General features: G+C 72.7%; 14 protein-coding genes and 1 pseudogene. 11 read left to right on the forward strand and 4 right to left on the reverse strand.

Annotated features, from left to right (window positions below):
- Positions 1 to 9: 9 nt before the first annotated feature.
- From ACIB24_RS12860 to ACIB24_RS12870, 3 genes are all read right to left on the reverse strand, one after another.
- Positions 10 to 1,767, reverse strand: a complete 1,758-nt coding sequence (locus ACIB24_RS12860; RefSeq protein WP_398280661.1) for a putative bifunctional diguanylate cyclase/phosphodiesterase — start codon at positions 1,765 to 1,767, stop codon at positions 10 to 12.
- Between the two features lie 117 nt (positions 1,768 to 1,884).
- Positions 1,885 to 2,571, reverse strand: a complete 687-nt coding sequence (locus ACIB24_RS12865) for a class I SAM-dependent methyltransferase (RefSeq protein ID WP_398280664.1) — start codon at positions 2,569 to 2,571, stop codon at positions 1,885 to 1,887.
- A gap of 17 nt (positions 2,572 to 2,588) precedes the next feature.
- Complete coding sequence (locus tag ACIB24_RS12870) at positions 2,589 to 3,410, reverse strand: hypothetical protein (RefSeq protein ID WP_398280667.1); 822 nt, start codon at positions 3,408 to 3,410, stop codon at positions 2,589 to 2,591.
- Positions 3,411 to 3,481: 71 nt separating this feature from the next.
- Here ACIB24_RS12870 and ACIB24_RS12875 point away from each other — a divergent pair, with 71 nt between their 5' ends.
- From ACIB24_RS12875 to ACIB24_RS12925, 11 genes and pseudogenes are all read left to right on the forward strand, one after another.
- Positions 3,482 to 4,420 carry a Ppx/GppA phosphatase family protein gene (locus ACIB24_RS12875; protein WP_398280670.1) on the forward strand — a complete coding sequence of 313 codons (939 nt, stop codon included), beginning with the start codon at positions 3,482 to 3,484 and terminating at the stop codon, positions 4,418 to 4,420.
- A gap of 50 nt (positions 4,421 to 4,470) precedes the next feature.
- A complete protein-coding gene (locus ACIB24_RS12880; RefSeq protein ID WP_398280673.1) occupies positions 4,471 to 5,334 on the forward strand; it encodes a sugar phosphate isomerase/epimerase family protein in 864 nt (287 codons plus the stop codon).
- Positions 5,331 to 5,930, forward strand: coding sequence for a TetR/AcrR family transcriptional regulator (locus ACIB24_RS12885; RefSeq protein WP_398280675.1), 600 nt, complete (start codon positions 5,331 to 5,333; stop codon positions 5,928 to 5,930). The genes ACIB24_RS12880 and ACIB24_RS12885 overlap by 4 nt, the downstream gene beginning before the upstream one ends.
- Before the next feature lie 133 nt (positions 5,931 to 6,063).
- Positions 6,064 to 6,807, forward strand: coding sequence for an ABC transporter ATP-binding protein (locus ACIB24_RS12890; protein WP_398280678.1), 744 nt, complete (start codon positions 6,064 to 6,066; stop codon positions 6,805 to 6,807).
- Positions 6,804 to 7,535 carry an ABC transporter permease gene (locus tag ACIB24_RS12895; RefSeq protein WP_398280681.1) on the forward strand — a complete coding sequence of 244 codons (732 nt, stop codon included), beginning with the start codon at positions 6,804 to 6,806 and terminating at the stop codon, positions 7,533 to 7,535. Before ACIB24_RS12890 ends, ACIB24_RS12895 begins: the two co-directional genes overlap by 4 nt.
- Positions 7,536 to 7,621: 86 nt before the next feature.
- Positions 7,622 to 8,431: pseudogene (gene proC, locus ACIB24_RS12900) on the forward strand (pyrroline-5-carboxylate reductase); the annotation flags it as partial.
- Positions 8,432 to 8,447: 16 nt separating this feature from the next.
- Positions 8,448 to 9,629 carry an acetoin utilization protein AcuC gene (locus tag ACIB24_RS12905; RefSeq protein ID WP_398280684.1) on the forward strand — a complete coding sequence of 394 codons (1,182 nt, stop codon included), beginning with the start codon at positions 8,448 to 8,450 and terminating at the stop codon, positions 9,627 to 9,629.
- Between the two features lie 166 nt (positions 9,630 to 9,795).
- A complete protein-coding gene (locus ACIB24_RS12910; protein ID WP_398280687.1) occupies positions 9,796 to 10,029 on the forward strand; it encodes a helix-turn-helix domain-containing protein in 234 nt (77 codons plus the stop codon).
- Between the two features lie 106 nt (positions 10,030 to 10,135).
- Positions 10,136 to 10,234 (forward strand): 30S ribosomal protein bS22, encoded by a 99-nt coding sequence (locus tag ACIB24_RS12915; RefSeq protein WP_003792170.1) that lies wholly within the window; start codon positions 10,136 to 10,138, stop codon positions 10,232 to 10,234.
- A gap of 125 nt (positions 10,235 to 10,359) precedes the next feature.
- On the forward strand, positions 10,360 to 11,421 hold the full coding sequence (locus ACIB24_RS12920) for an NAD-dependent epimerase/dehydratase family protein (RefSeq protein WP_398280691.1): 1,062 nt from the start codon (positions 10,360 to 10,362) through the stop codon (positions 11,419 to 11,421).
- 23 nt (positions 11,422 to 11,444) lie between these two features.
- Positions 11,445 to 12,992: a lysophospholipid acyltransferase family protein gene (locus tag ACIB24_RS12925; RefSeq protein ID WP_398280694.1), complete on the forward strand. Its 1,548-nt coding sequence runs from the start codon at positions 11,445 to 11,447 to the stop codon at positions 12,990 to 12,992.
- A 91-nt stretch (positions 12,993 to 13,083) separates the two neighbouring features.
- Here the strand turns inward: ACIB24_RS12925 and ACIB24_RS12930 are convergent, their stop codons facing one another.
- Positions 13,084 to 14,106 (reverse strand): serine hydrolase domain-containing protein, encoded by a 1,023-nt coding sequence (locus ACIB24_RS12930; RefSeq protein WP_398280697.1) that lies wholly within the window; start codon positions 14,104 to 14,106, stop codon positions 13,084 to 13,086.
- Positions 14,107 to 14,163: the final 57 nt, after the last annotated feature.

Raw genomic sequence — 14,163 nt, forward strand, 5'->3', positions numbered from 1 at the left:
CTAAGAGCATTAGTTTCGAACGTCAAGAGGTGACGCCGCGCGCGCCACCTGCCGGCGCACCCAGTCCGGTTCCCGCATCAGTTCGGTGAAGCGTTCGGGTGGGACGGCCTTCTCGAACAGCCAGCCCTGGCCGAAACCCACTCCCAGGGCCTGGGCGGCGGCCAGCTGCTCGGCCGTCTCGATGCCCTCCGCGACCACGTCGATGCCCAGGGCGTGCGCCATCTCGGTGACGGCCCGGGCGACGGCCGATCCGCGGGCGTCGCCGAGCTGACTGGTGAGGGAGCGGTCCAGCTTCAGCACGCGCAGGGGTAGCCGGGTGAGCAGGCCCAGCGAGGCGAACCCGGTGCCGAAGTCGTCCATGGCGACGCTCAGTCCCAGGTCGGACAGCTGCCAGAGCGCGCCGACGGCGGGGTCGTCGTCCTCGATCTGCAGCGACTCGGTGACCTCCAGGACGATCCGGCCGGGCTCCAGCTCGAGCTCGTCGAGCAGGTCGGCCACCTGGGCCGCGAAACCCGGCCGGCGCAGCTGAGCCACCGAGATGTTGATCCCGCCGGAGAGTCCGCGCGCCGCCGCACCGCTGTCCTGCCACAGGCTCATCGCCCGGCGCGTGAGTTGCAGGCCGAGTTCGACGATCAGGCCGCGGTCCTCGGCCACCGGGATGAACTCGTCCGGAGGGACGAACCCGAGCTCGTCGTCGAACCAGCGGGCCAGCATCTCGCCGCCGACCATCTCCAGGCGCTGCAGGTCGACCACGGGCTGGACGTGCAGCGCGACGCCGTCGTCGGCCACTGCGGCGCGCAGCCGGCGTTCCACCGCGTCCAGCCGGTGCTGGCGCCGGGCCAGCCCGTCGTCGAACGTCACCATCCGGTCCCGGCCCGAGGACTTGGCGGCGCGCATGGCCTCGCCCGAGCGGTTCAGCAGCAGGACCGCGTCGGGCAGCTCCGGCGACCCCGCCGGCCGGTGGGCGATCCCGGCGCTGGCCGACAGGTCCACCTGGCCGGTCCCGGGCAGGGACCGGGCCACGTCGTTGACCCGGGCCAGCAAGCGGTGACCGAGTTCGACGGCCTTCGCGAAGGTGCCGATCGCGAGGACGGCGAACTCGTCACCGCCGAGCCGGAAGGTCCGCAGCGCGCCGCCCTCCCGGCGCAGCGCGTCCGCCACCGCCGCGAGCAGGTCGTCGCCGGCGTGGTGCCCGAGCAGCGTGTTGACGTCCTTGAAGTGGTCGAGGTCGACCGTGATCACCGTGACGGAGTGGCCGCCCAGCAGGTCGTGCTCGATGGCGGCGGCCAGCGCGCGCCGGTTGCCCAGGCCGGTCAGGGGGTCGGTGGTGGCGAGCGCGCTGAGCTTCTGGACCAGGTCGGCGTACGTCCGCAGCCGCAGGGACTCCCGCCACCAGAGGGACGCGAGGGTGAGCAGGACGATGCCCCCGTCGAACGCGTGCAACCGGTCCCCGCCGAAGGTGGCCAGCAGGATGGTGGCCGACAGGGCGCCGAGCCCGATCGAGGTCCCCGTCAGGACGGGTGTCGTGCCGGTCCGGACCGGTGGCTGGGCCGGGGGGCGCACGGTCCAGGTGAGGATCGTGACCAGGAGGCCGACCGCGACGGCCAGCACGGCACTGACCAGGACGGACAGCGGGGTGATCCAGCCCAGCGGCACCGAGACGGCCAGGACGAGCAGCAGCGAGGTCGTCACGGTGGACACGTCGGACAGAACCGGCTTCGCGCCCATGATCTCGATGAGCAGGCGCAGCCGGACGCGCAGCGCCATCGGCCGCGACCGCGCGCCGATGGGGCTGCCCGGTGCGTACAGTCCCCCCACGCTCGCGTTTCGGCCGTCGCGGAGGCGAACTTGACCGTTAGCGCGCGGCGCCGGGCGTGCGCGGCGTCAGAGGCTCAGCCAGAAGAGGTTGACCGCGTAGTCCACGGACGAACCCGGGTGCTCGCGCAGGATCGCCTCGGCCAGTTCGGGGGCGAACTCGATCCGGACCACCGACTCGAAGTCGGCGCGACTCCCGAACGCCCACCCCATGTCGAGCGAGCGCCGCGACCAGCCCTGCCGGGCCCAGAACTCCTCGACCGCGGCCGGGTCGTACGACGGCAGCGACCGCCGGAACCACGCGCCGAACGTCGAGCGGGACGCATCGTTGTCGATGACGAACGCCGCCCCACCGCGGCGCAGCACCCGCCGGATCTCTGCCAGACCCGGCTCGCAGCCCGGGCCGAAGAAGTAGGCCCACCGCGCGTGCACGACGTCCACCGAGGCGTCGGCCACCGGAAGTCGTTGCGCGACACCGGGTCTCACCGACACGTTCGACAACGAGGCGACGCGCCGGGTGGCGGCGGCCACCAGTGGAGGGTGGGGCTCGACTCCGATCACGGACGCCGCCTCGGCCGCGAACCGCGGCAGGTGGAACCCGGTGCCGCACCCGACGTCCAGCACCACCGAACCGGCCCACGGCCGGATCTCGCGCATCGCCGCCTCGAGCACACCGCCCGGGTCGACGCCGCGGTTCTCGATCTCGTAGGTGCGGGGGGTGTTCCAGATGTTCGGGCTCGGGACGACGCCCGTCATCGCTTCGTCCCCTCGAATCAGCGCTTCTTCCGGGCCGCCTTCTCGGCGAGCAGCGTGGCCGGGTGGACGGCGAGCGGCAGCAGCTTGCGGGGCAGCTCGCGGCGCGCCTCGACCAACCGGTCGCAGTGCTCGGCCAGCACCTCGTAGGCCTGCGCGCCGATCAGCTCGACCAGTTCGGGCTTCAGCGAGACGTACACCGGTTCGGTGCCGACGTGGGCCTGCGGGTTGCCCGTGCAGTACCAGTCGAGGTCGTGCCCGCCGCCGCCCCAGCCGCGCCGGTCGTACTCGGCGATCGTCACCTCGAGGTACGTCGAGCCGTCGGGGCGCTCCACCGTCCGGTACGTGCGCCGGATCGGAAGCTGCCAGCACACATCGGGTTTCAGCTCCAAGGGATTGCGGCGCTCGCGCAGCGCCAAGCCGTGCAGCGCGCACCCCTCGCCGCCGGCGAAACCGGGCCGGTTGTTGAAGATGCACGCCCCCTCGACGACCCGCGTCTTGCGCGCGCCCTCCGGATCCTTCTCCGTCCAGCTCTGCGCGCCCTCGGCGGCGAACTGCCAGTGCTCCGGCTCCAGCCGCTTGACCGCCTCGGCGACGCGCGCCTCGTCCTCCTCGTCGGCGAAGTGCGCGCCCAGGGTGCAGCACCCGTCGTCCGGGCGTTCGGCGTAGATGCCCTGGCAGCCCCGGCCGAAGATGCAGGTCCAGGACGACGTGAGCCAGGTGAGGTCGCACCGCACCACCTGCTCGGCGCCGTCCTCGCTGACCTCGCCTGCCGGATCGGGGAATTCGAGCCAGCTGCGGGTGACGTCGAGGTCGATCTCGGGCGCGGGGGGCTGCGGCATGGGCCAAGGCTAATTCACGTCTCGGGCATACCCACCGTGCGGCGCGGCGACGGGCTGTAGCGTGATCGCTCATGCGGTTGGGCGTCATCGACGTGGGCTCGAACACCGTGCACCTGCTCGTCGTCGACGCGCACCCGGGTGCCCGGCCCCTGCCCGCGTCCAGTCACAAGATCGAACTCCGCCTCGCCGAGCACCTCGACGACTCCGGCCACGTCACCGACGACGGGTGTCGCGCCCTGGTCGAGTTCATCGAGTCGTGCGTCGAGAAGGCCGAGGACCTCGGCGTCGAGGAGACCTACGGGTTCGCGACCTCCGCCCTGCGCGAGGCGGGCAACGGCGAGCAGGTGCTGGCCGCCGTCCGTGGGCGCACCGGCGTCGACCTGCGGGTCCTCGGCGGCAAGGCCGAGGCCTCGACGACGTTCCTCGCCGTGCGGCGCTGGTTCGGCTGGTCGGCCGGGCGCCTGCTGGTGCTCGACATCGGCGGTGGGTCGCTGGAGCTGGCGGCCGGTAACGACGAACTGCCCGACGTGTCGCTGTCGCTCCCGCTGGGCGCGGGCCGGCTGACGCGCGACCGGTTGCCGGGCGACCCGCCGGCGCTGGACGACGTCCGCGCCACCCGCCGGTACGTCCGCGCGGAGGTGGCCCGCGTCGTCCCGGACCTGAACAAGGCCGGGCCGCCGGACCGGGTCGTGGCCACCAGCAAGACCTTCCGGTCGCTGGCCCGCGTCTGCGGGGCCGCGCCCAGCACGGACGGGATCTACGCGGAGCGGTGGCTGGCGCGTGCGGACCTGGCCGACATCGTCCCCCGGCTGGCCACCATGACGGCCGGCGAGCGCGCCGAGCTGCCGGGCGTCTCGGCCGGGCGCGCCGGGCAGTTGCTGGCCGGGGCGTTGGTGGCCGAGGCGACCATGGAATTGCTGGGGGTGGAGCGGTTGCAGGTGTGCCCGTGGGCGTTGCGCGAGGGGCTGATCCTGCGGCGGCTGGACCTGATGACCAACGGGACGCGCTGAAGTCCGATGGACACAGGTCCGGACAGGTTGCCGGGGCTACCCTTGGGCGAGTGACGCCAGACGCTCAGTCCCTGCCCGCGGGCCAGCGCCGGGCCCCGGTGCGGGTACCCGCGGCGCGCGTCGTGCTGTCGGCCAGTTCCGTGTACCCGGAGACCGCGTCGGACGCGTTCGAGATCGCGGCCCGCCTCGGGTACGACGGCGTCGAGGTGATGGTCTGGACCGACCCGGTCAGCCAGGACACGGCCGCCCTGCAGCGGTTGTCGCAGCACTACGGCGTGCCGGTGCTGTCGGTGCACGCGCCGACCCTGCTGGTCACGCAGCGGGTGTGGGGCAAGGACCCGTGGCCGAAGCTCGAACGTTCCTGCCAGATGGCGGTCGACCTCGGGGCGAGCGCCGTCGTCGCGCACCCGCCGTTCCGCTGGCAGAAGGAGTACGCGGCGAAGTTCGTCGACGGGGTGGAGGAACTGACCGACTCCTACGGCGTGCTGATGACCGTCGAGAACATGTACCCGTGGCGGGCCCGCAACCGCGAGATGATGGCCTACGCCCCGGGCTGGGACCCGGTGGTCCAGCCGTACCGCAACGTCACGCTGGACTTCTCGCACACCGCGGTGGCCGGCGGCGACTCGCTGCAGATGGCCCGCGAGCTCGGCGACCGGTTGGCCCACATCCACCTGGCCGACGGGGCCGGTTCCGCGAAGGACGAGCACCTGGTGCCCGGCCGCGGCACGCAGCCGTGCGCCGAGGTGCTGGGCTACCTGGCCGAGCGGTCGTGGAACGGCGTGATCGCGGTCGAGGTGAACACCCGCAAGTGCAAGACCCGGGCCGAGCGGGAGGCCGAGCTGGCCGAGTGCCTGGCGTTCGCGCGGCTGCACCTGGCCGCGCCGTCGCTGCAACCCGTCCCGGGGGCATGACCGAGGCGCCTCGGCGGCGCGGGCGTCGTCCGGCCGGCGAGGACGCGCGGGGGGCGATCCTCGAGGCGGCCCGCGGGGAGTTCGGTTCGAAGGGCTACGACGGGACGACGTTCCGCGGCGTCGCGCGCGCGGCCGGCGTGGACGCCCGCCTGGTGCACCACTACTTCGACGGCAAGGACGCGTTGTTCGTCGCCGCGTTGGAGCTGCCGGTGCGTCCGGCCGACCTGGTCGCGGCGGTGGCGGCCGGCGGCCGGGAGGGCGTGGGCGCGCGGCTGGTGCTGACGCTGGTCTCCGTGTGGGACTCCCCGGCCGGGCGCGACCGGATCATCGCGTTCCTGTCGGGTGCGCTGTCGAGCGACGCCGGGCGCCGGATGCTGCGGGAGTTCGTGACCCGGGAGATCTTCGGGAGGCTCGGCGAGATCTTCGAGCTGGACCGGCCGCACTGGCGGGCCGGGCTGGCGGCCTCGCAGCTGATCGGGCTGGCGATGGCCCGGGCGGTGGTCGGCATCGAGGCGCTCGCCGCGGCGGAGCCGTCGGAGCTGGCCGCCGTCATCGGCCCCACCCTCGACCATTACCTCTTCGCCGACCTTCCCTGACCCCTTCCCGCCCGTGCGTCGCCCGGCGTGCCCACCGAAAGCACAGAGTTTTCGGCTTGGCGGCCGGTCTTTCTGTGCTTTGGCTGGGCACGCCGGTTGACCCGTGCCTGGGCGTACACGTAGATTTCATCGCATGATGAAAAACGCGGTCGAGGTCGACCGGCTGCGGGTGGTCCGCGGGGGTCGACCGGTCATTCCCGAACTCACGTGGTCGGTGCCCACCGGCCAGGTCGTCGGCCTGCTCGGCCCCAGTGGCTGCGGCAAGACGACCCTCATGCGCTCGCTGGTCGGCGTGCAGCGGGTGGCCGGCGGCCGGGTCGACGTGCTCGGCCGGCCGGCGGGGTCGAAGACGCTGCGCGACAAGGTCGGCTACGTCACCCAGGCGCCGAGCGTCTACGCCGACCTCACCGTCACCGAGAACCTGCGCTACTTCGCCTCCGTCGTCGGGGTGCGCCGGGGCGCCCTGGCCGAACAGGTCGCGCGGGTCCTCGAACTCGTCGACCTGACGGCCCGGGCCCACGCCCCGGTCAGCCAGTTGTCCGGCGGGCAGGGGTCGCGGGTCTCGCTCGCCGCCGCCCTGCTCGGCGACCCCCAACTGCTGGTGCTCGACGAGCCGACGGTCGGCCTCGACCCGGTGCTGCGCCGGGACCTGTGGCACCTCTTCGGCGAACTGGCCCGCGGCGGAACGACTCTCATCGTCTCCAGTCACGTGATGGACGAGGCGACCCGGTGCGACCGGCTGTTGCTCATGCGCGACGGCCGGGCGCTCGCCGACGACACCCTGCTCGGGCTGCTCGAGCGGACCGGTACGGACGACGTCGAGGCCGCCTTCCTGACCCTGGTCGACGACGCCGCGCACGAGGAGGCCGCCCGATGAGCCCGCGACTGACCCTGTCCACCGCGAGCCGGGTGCTGCGGCAGGTCCGGCACGACCCACGCACCATCGCCCTGCTGATCGTCGTGCCCTGCGTGCTGCTCGGCCTGCTCGCCTGGATCTACGACGGCACGCCGGTCTTCGACCGGCTGGGCGCCCCCATGCTCGGGGTCTTCCCGTTCGTCGCGATGTTCCTCGTGACCTCGATCGCGACGTTGCGCGAGCGCCAGAGCGGCACCCTGGAAAGGCTTCTGGCGATGCCGCTGGGCAAGGGTGACCTGCTGGCCGGCTATGCGCTCGCCTTCGGCCTGTTCGCCACCGTGCAGGGGCTCGTGGCCACGGGCTTCGCGGTGTGGGGGCTCGGTCTGGACGTCGGCGGCTCGGTGGCCCTCATGGTGCTGGTCTGCATCGCCGACGCCGTCCTCGGCACCGCGCTCGGGCTCTTCGTCAGCGCGTTCGCCTCGACGGAGTTCCAGGCCGTGCAGTTCCTCCCCGCGTTCGTCCTGCCGCAGTTCCTGCTCTGCGGGCTGCTCACCCCCCGTGAGTCGATGCCGGACGTGCTGCACGCGGTGTCGGACGTGCTGCCGCTGTCCTACGCCGTGGACGCGATGACGACCATCACCGGCGGCGGCGCGAACGGAGACGTGGTGCGCGACCTGCTGATCGTGCTGGCCTTCGCGGCGGGGGCGATCACCCTCGGCGCCGCCACCCTCCGCCGGCGCAGCGCCTGACCGGATGATGCGTTTGCGCATGATCACCGCGGGGTGTTCTCGCTGATCATGCACGAGCGCATCATCCGGCGGGGCATAGGCTCGAGTGCGTGACGAAGCAGAAGGTGGCGCTGGTCGGCGCGGGAATGATGGGCGAGAGCGTGCTCGGGGGGCTGGTCGCCTCCGGGTTCCCGGCCGAGAACCTCGTGATCGTGGAGAAGCGTGCCGACCGGGCCACCGAGCTGCAGTCCAGGTACGGCGTCACGGCGGTCGACCTCGGCCTGGCCGGTGCGTTCGCCGAGATCGTGCTCCTGGTGGTCAAACCCGGTGACGTCGGTGCCACTCTCGACGAGCTCGCGCCCAGCCTCGGTAGCGGCACGGTCGTCGTCAGCCTGGCGGCCGGGGTGACCACCGCGACCCTGGAGGCCCACCTGCCCGCCGGGGCTCCCGTCGTCCGGGTGATGCCCAACACCCCCGCCCTGATCGGCCAGGGCATGGCCGCCGCCTCGCCCGGAAGGCACTGCACGGGCGCCCAGCTCGACGCGGTGACCGAACTCCTGAAACCGACCGGCGCCGTCGTCCAGGTGCCCGAGAGTCAGCAGGACGCCGTGACGGCGGTGAGCGGTTCGGGCCCGGCGTACCTGTTCCTGGTCGCCGAGGCGATGACGGACGCGGCCGTCGGGCTCGGCCTGCCCCGGGCCACCGCCGAGCAGCTGGTCACCCAGACCCTGGCCGGCGCCTCGGCCATGCTGGCCCGCAGCACCGACGGCCCGACGACGTTGCGGCACAACGTCACCAGCCCGGGCGGGACGACGGCCGCCGCCCTGCGCGCGCTCGAGGAGTACCGGCTGCGGGCCGCCTTCGCCGCCGCACTGAGCGCCGCCCGGGACCGCTCTCAGGAACTCTCGGCGCGCTGAAGTTACGGTTGTGACCGTGGAGCAACTGCGGCTGGTCTGGGACGAGGCGTTCACCGCCTACGACTTCGGGCCGGGCCACCCCATGGCGCCGATCCGGCTCGAGCTCTCGGCGATGCTCAGCCGCGACCTCGGCCTGCTCGCCGCCCCCGGCGTCGCGCTGATGAGCGCCGAGCCGGCCCCCGACGCGCTGCTGCGCCAGGTGCACGACGCGAGCTACCTGGACGCCGTCCGCCGGGCGTCGCTCGACCCGACCGGTGCCGACCTGCGCTTCGGCCTGGGCGGTGACGACACCCCCGCCTTCATCGGCATGCACGAGGCCAGCGCCCGGATCGCCGCCGCCAGCCGCGAGGCCGCGCTCGCCGTCTGGACCGGCCAGGCCGAGCACGCGGTGAACTTCTGCGGCGGAATGCACCACGCGATGCCGGACCGGGCCAGCGGCTTCTGTGTCTACAACGACATCGCGCTGGCCATCCGGGGCCTGCTGGACGCCGGCGCCGAGCGCGTCGCGTACGTCGACACCGACGTCCACCACGGCGACGGGGTGCAGAAGGCGTTCTGGGACGACGACCGCGTCCTGACCATCTCGCTGCACGAGAGCGGCCGGGTGCTGTTCCCCGGCACCGGCTTCGCCGACGAGCTCGGCGGCCCGGACGCCGAGGGCGCCGCCGTGAACGTGGCGCTGCCGCCCGGGACGGCGGACGCGGGCTGGCTGCGGGCCTTCGACGCCGTCGTGCCCCGGCTGCTGCGCGAGTTCCGCCCCCAGTTCCTGGTCACGCAGCACGGCTGCGACACCCACATGCTCGACCCGCTGGCCCATCTCGCGCTGTCGATCGACGCGCAGCGGGCCGCCGCGGTCGCGCTGCACGATCTGGCCCACGAGCTGTGCGACGGGAAGTGGCTGGCCACCGGCGGCGGCGGGTACGAGGTGGTGGACGTCGTCCCCCGGACGTGGGCGCACCTGGTCGGGATCGCCGCCCACCGGCCGGTCGACCCCGTCGTCGAGATCCCCGAGTCCTGGCGTGACCACGTGGGCATCCGGTGTCGTCGGCCCGCGCCCTACCGGATGACCGACGGCGGTTCGACCGAGCACCGGCCCTGGTCGACGGGCAGCGACCCCGGCGACTCCCTGGACCGGGCGGTGCTGGCCACGCGGCGCGCGGTGTTCCCGCTGTACGGGCTCGATCCCTGGTTCGACTGAGTACCACCGGCTGACACGCGGACCGTCCCATCCCTAATTCGGATGACTCCGCATTCCAGCGACCACATCGTCATCAGTTGCCTCTAATGTGATTACACGGCGTTGCTGCTCGTAAACGGAGCGATACGACCGATCATGCAGGATCAGTGCGAGAGGACTGGATGAGATGTCTGCTGTGCGCCCCCTCACCAGGGGAAACTTCGAGGTCCGCTTCCTGACCGTGGCCGAGGTGGCCTCGATCATGCGCGTCTCGAAGATGACCGTGTACCGGCTCGTGCACTCGGGGGACCTGTCCGCCATGCGGGTCGGCCGTTCCTACCGCGTGCCCGAGCGTGCGGTGCAGGAGTACCTGCGCGAGTCGTACCTCGGCGAGACCCAGTCGCCGACCGGCACCGCCTGAGCGCGGACCCCGGCCTGCGCGCCGCCCGGCGGACCGGCGTCCGGAGCACTCCTGTCCGGGCGTTAGGCTGTGCCCCGGATTTCTTACGATCGAACTGCGAGGACCCGTGGGCTCCGTCATCAAGAAGCGCCGCAAGCGGATGGCCAAGAAGAAGCACCGCAAGCTGCTGCGCAAGACGCGTCACCAGCGCCGTAACAAGAAGTAGGGCCGCGCGACGGCGCCTGTCGACAAGAGCGATGGGGTCGTTTCGCGTAACATGGCAGGCGCTCGCCGAAGCCCGATGACGGGTTCCGGCGGCGCAGCCGTGTCCTACTGACAGTGGGGGTCGCCATGGGTCGGGTCGTGCTGGTCACCGGCGTCTCCCGATACCTGGGCGGGCGTTTCGCCAAGCTGCTGTCCGCCGACCCCGAGGTCGACTCGGTCATCGGTGTCGACGTCATCCCCCCGCCGCACGACATCGGCGACACGTCGTTCGTGCGGGCCGACATCCGCAACCCGATGATCGGCCGGATCATCGAACACGCGGGCGTCGACACCGTCGTGCACATGAACGTGATCGCCACGCCGATGGGCGCGGGCGGTCGGGTGTCGATGAAAGAGATCAACGTCATCGGCACCATGCAGCTGCTGGCGGCGTGCCAGCGGGCCGACACCCTGACCCGCCTCGTCGTGAAGTCGACGTCGTCGGTCTACGGCAGCAGTCACCGCGACCCGGCGATGTTCTCCGAGGACCTCGTCGGCAAGGTCCCGCCGCAGTCCGGCTGGGGCCGCGACTCGGTCGAGGTCGAGGGCTACGTCCGCGGTTTCACCCGGCGCCGGCCCGACGTCGACGTCGTCACGCTGCGCCTGGCCAACATCATGGGCCCGGGCGTGCGCACGTCGATGACCGACTACTTCCAGCTGCCCGTCATCCCGACCGTGCTGGGGTTCGACCCGCGCCTGCAGTTCGTGCACGAGGACGACGGGCTCGAGGCCCTGCGGCTGGCCACCCTGCGCCCGGTGTCGGGCGTGTTCAACGTGGCGGGCGACGGCATCCTGACCCTCAGCCAGGCCGCGCGGATCGCGGGGCGCCCCACCGTGCCGGTCCCGCCGGGGCTCGGCGGCCTGGTCGGCACCCTGTACCGGCGCACCGGGCTGACCGACTTCTCCGCCGACCAGATCCGGTTCCTGACCCACGGGCGGGGGCTCGACACCACCCGGATGCGGGAGGTGCTCGGGCTCGAGCCGCGGTACACCACGCGCGAGGCCTTCACGGACTTCGTCCGGTCCCGTACCGTGCCGGGCTCGGGCAGTTCGCTGGACGTCGTCGGGCAGCTCGAGCGTGGGGTCTCGCACCTCATCGGGGTGGCGGCGGGCGGGCCCGCCGACACCGGACGCGGCGGTGCAGGCTGAGCATGGATGCGACGGTGATCCCGATGGCGGGCAGCAGATCGCGGGCCGGAACGCGTTCCGTGCTGGCCGGGGCCGACCGGGCCAGTGGTGAACGGCAGGTCCGGCGGCGGCGCACCACGCCACTGCTGGCCGCGCGGGAGGGCCAGGCCCCCGCCGAGGCGCCCGAGGTCGAGGCGCCCGCGGTGAAGGCTCCGGCGGTGAAGGCTCCGGCGAAGAAGGCCGGGGCCACGAAGGGCGCGGCGAAGAAGGCCTCGGCCGCCCGGAAGCAGCCCACGGTGAAGAAGGCGGCCGCCACGAAGGGTCCGGCGGCGAAGGCTCCGTCGGCGAAGGTTCCGGCGGCGAAGGTTCCGGCGGCGAAGGCTCCGGCGGCGAAGGCTTCTGCCTCGAAGACGGCCGCACAGAAGAGCACGTCGCCCGCCGCCAAGGCGGCCGCGGCGCCGAAGGCCCCGGCGGCCCCGGCCCCGGCCCCGGAACCCGCGGGGACGTCGTCCACCGGCAGCACCCCGGGCAGCACTCCCGGCAGCACTCCGGGCATGCGCCCGGCCTTCCGGCCCGCCCCGGCGAGTGGGGAGGCGTCGCCCACGCCGCGTGTCGTGGCCGCGTCCGCCGCCCACGCGCCGCTGCCCGAGGGCGGCACGCAGTCCATGGCCTGGATGATGGTCGCGCAGATGGGCGAGGCCCTGGCGGACATGGTCGGCGAGGCCGTCGCCGACCAGGTGAAGAGCGTCGAGCTGCCCGAGAAGCTCACCGAGCTGCTGGGGTACGTGGGCCGGCGGCTGTCCGGTGAGTACGACCTCGACGACTTCGGCTTCGACCCCGAGTTCACCGACCTGGTCTGGATGGGCCTGATGCGCCCGGTCTACCGGCGCTGGTTCCGGGTCGAGGTGCGGGGCGTGGAGAACCTGCCCCTCGCGTCCGAGGGGGGCGCGCTGATCGTGGCCAACCACTCGGGCACGGTCCCGGTCGACGCACTGATGACCGCGATCGCCGTCCACGACGAGCATCCCGAGCACCGGTTCATGCGCACGCTGGCCGCCGACCTGGTGTTCCAGCTGCCTTTCGTCTCGGAGCTGGCCCGGCGCACCGGCTCGACCCTGGCCTCCAACCCGGACGCCGAGAAGCTGCTCTCCGACGGCAACATCGTCGGTGTGTGGCCCGAGGGCTTCAAGGGGGTCGGCAAGCCGTTCAGCGAGCGGTACAAGTTGCAGCGGTTCGGCCGGGGCGGTTTCGTGTCGGCCGCGCTGCGCACCCGCACGCCGATCGTGCCGTGCTCCATCGTGGGCGCCGAGGAGATCTACCCGATCGTCGGCAACATCCCGTCGCTGGCCCGGTTGATGGGCGTGCCGTACATCCCGATCACACCGTTCTTTCCGTGGCTCGGGCTGCTGGGCGCCGTCCCGCTGCCGAGCAAGTGGCTGATCGAGTTCGGCCCGCCGCTGCGCACCGACCAGTACGCGCCCGGGGCCGAGGACGACCCGATGCTGGTCTTCGACCTGACCGACCAGGTGCGGCAGAGCATCCAGCAGACGCTCTACGCCCTGCTCGTCCAGCGCCGATCGATCTTCTTCTGACCCTCGCCCCGGTCGGCGTGCCGAACCAAAGCACAGGAATTCGGCTCCTCACCGTCGATTCTCTGTGCTTTGGCTGGGCGCGCCGAGGGGGTCAGGGGAGGCGGGGGGCGATCAGGACGTCGACCAGGTCCGAGTAGTTGGTCGCGCCCGCGACGCCGACCAGGTCGGCCGCCGTGGTGTCGGGGGTCAGCACGGACACGAACACCGCCACCAGCTTCAGGTCCGGCACCACCTCGACCAGCTGCCCGCCCCGACCGGCGGCCGCGATCGCGGGGTGGCCGCCGGCGGCGTCCGTCCACACGGCGAACCCGTAGCCGGGGAACTTCTCGGTCGTGCCGGTGAAGACGTACTGCGTCGACATCGCGTCCACCCAGGCCGCCGGGACCAGCGGCCGGCCGTACCAGGTGCCGCGGTCGAGCCACAGCTGCCCGAGCGTCACCAGGTCGTGGACGGTGAGCCCGGCCCGGTCGGTGAGACCGGCCCGGTCGGTGAGACCGAGCGGCCCGTAGAGCTTCTCGCGCGCGTAGGCGTCGACGGTGCGCCCCGTCGCCTGCTCCAGCACCGCGGTCAGGAGCAGGGTGTCGGCACCGGAGTAGGCGAAGCGCTCACCGGGCTCGGCGACCAGCCCATGGGTCAGCACCCAGGCGACGCGCTCGCGGGCCGGGACGTCGGCGACCTGGGCGGCGTAGGCGTCGTCCTGCATCAGGCCGGCGGTCATGCCCAGGAGCTGCCGCAGGGTGACGGCCGAGACGTCGGCGGGCATGCGACGGTGGGGCAGCAGGTCGCCCAGCCGCGCATCCAGGCCGGGCAGGTCGCCGTCGGCCAGCGCGATGCCGACCAGGCTGCTGAGCACCGTCGTGCGGACGGCGTCGACGTCGGCGGGGGTGTCGGAGGTGAAGCCGCGCCGGTACCGCTGGTACACGGTGCGCCCGTCGACCGTGAGGGCGACCGCCTCGAGGTTGCGGTACAACCCGGTGGGGTCGGCGTCCAGGTTCGCCTGCAGCGCGGCGGCCACGTCGGCGTACGGCCGGTCGGGGGCGGCGTCGGCCCCGTGGCACCCGGCCAAGAGGGCGACCAGCACCGTGACCAGGACGGTCGCGGCGGCGGCTCTCACCCACCGGCCGGCCACGGCTACCGGGCGGGCTTGCCCGTGGTGTAGAGCTCTGACAAC

Source organism: Spongisporangium articulatum, from assembly GCF_044465595.1.
Lineage (GTDB): Bacteria > Actinomycetota > Actinomycetes > Actinomycetales > Kineosporiaceae > Spongisporangium > Spongisporangium articulatum.

What these genes read in the sequence shown, in the direction of transcription:
- ACIB24_RS12890 (WP_398280678.1), top strand. Translation starts at nt 6,064, where the DNA reads ATGATGAAAAACGCGGTCGAGGTCGACCGGCTGCGGGTGGTCCGCGGG.
- ACIB24_RS12895 (WP_398280681.1), top strand. Translation starts at nt 6,804, where the DNA reads ATGAGCCCGCGACTGACCCTGTCCACCGCGAGCCGGGTGCTGCGGCAG.
- ACIB24_RS12925 (WP_398280694.1), top strand. Translation starts at nt 11,445, where the DNA reads ATGGCGGGCAGCAGATCGCGGGCCGGAACGCGTTCCGTGCTGGCCGGG.
- ACIB24_RS12920 (WP_398280691.1), top strand. Translation starts at nt 10,360, where the DNA reads ATGGGTCGGGTCGTGCTGGTCACCGGCGTCTCCCGATACCTGGGCGGG.
- ACIB24_RS12870 (WP_398280667.1), bottom strand. Translation starts at nt 3,410, where the DNA reads ATGCCGCAGCCCCCCGCGCCCGAGATCGACCTCGACGTCACCCGCAGC.
- ACIB24_RS12885 (WP_398280675.1), top strand. Translation starts at nt 5,331, where the DNA reads ATGACCGAGGCGCCTCGGCGGCGCGGGCGTCGTCCGGCCGGCGAGGAC.
- ACIB24_RS12910 (WP_398280687.1), top strand. Translation starts at nt 9,796, where the DNA reads ATGTCTGCTGTGCGCCCCCTCACCAGGGGAAACTTCGAGGTCCGCTTC.
- ACIB24_RS12860 (WP_398280661.1), bottom strand. Translation starts at nt 1,767, where the DNA reads ATGGCGCTGCGCGTCCGGCTGCGCCTGCTCATCGAGATCATGGGCGCG.
- ACIB24_RS12875 (WP_398280670.1), top strand. Translation starts at nt 3,482, where the DNA reads ATGCGGTTGGGCGTCATCGACGTGGGCTCGAACACCGTGCACCTGCTC.
- ACIB24_RS12865 (WP_398280664.1), bottom strand. Translation starts at nt 2,571, where the DNA reads ATGACGGGCGTCGTCCCGAGCCCGAACATCTGGAACACCCCCCGCACC.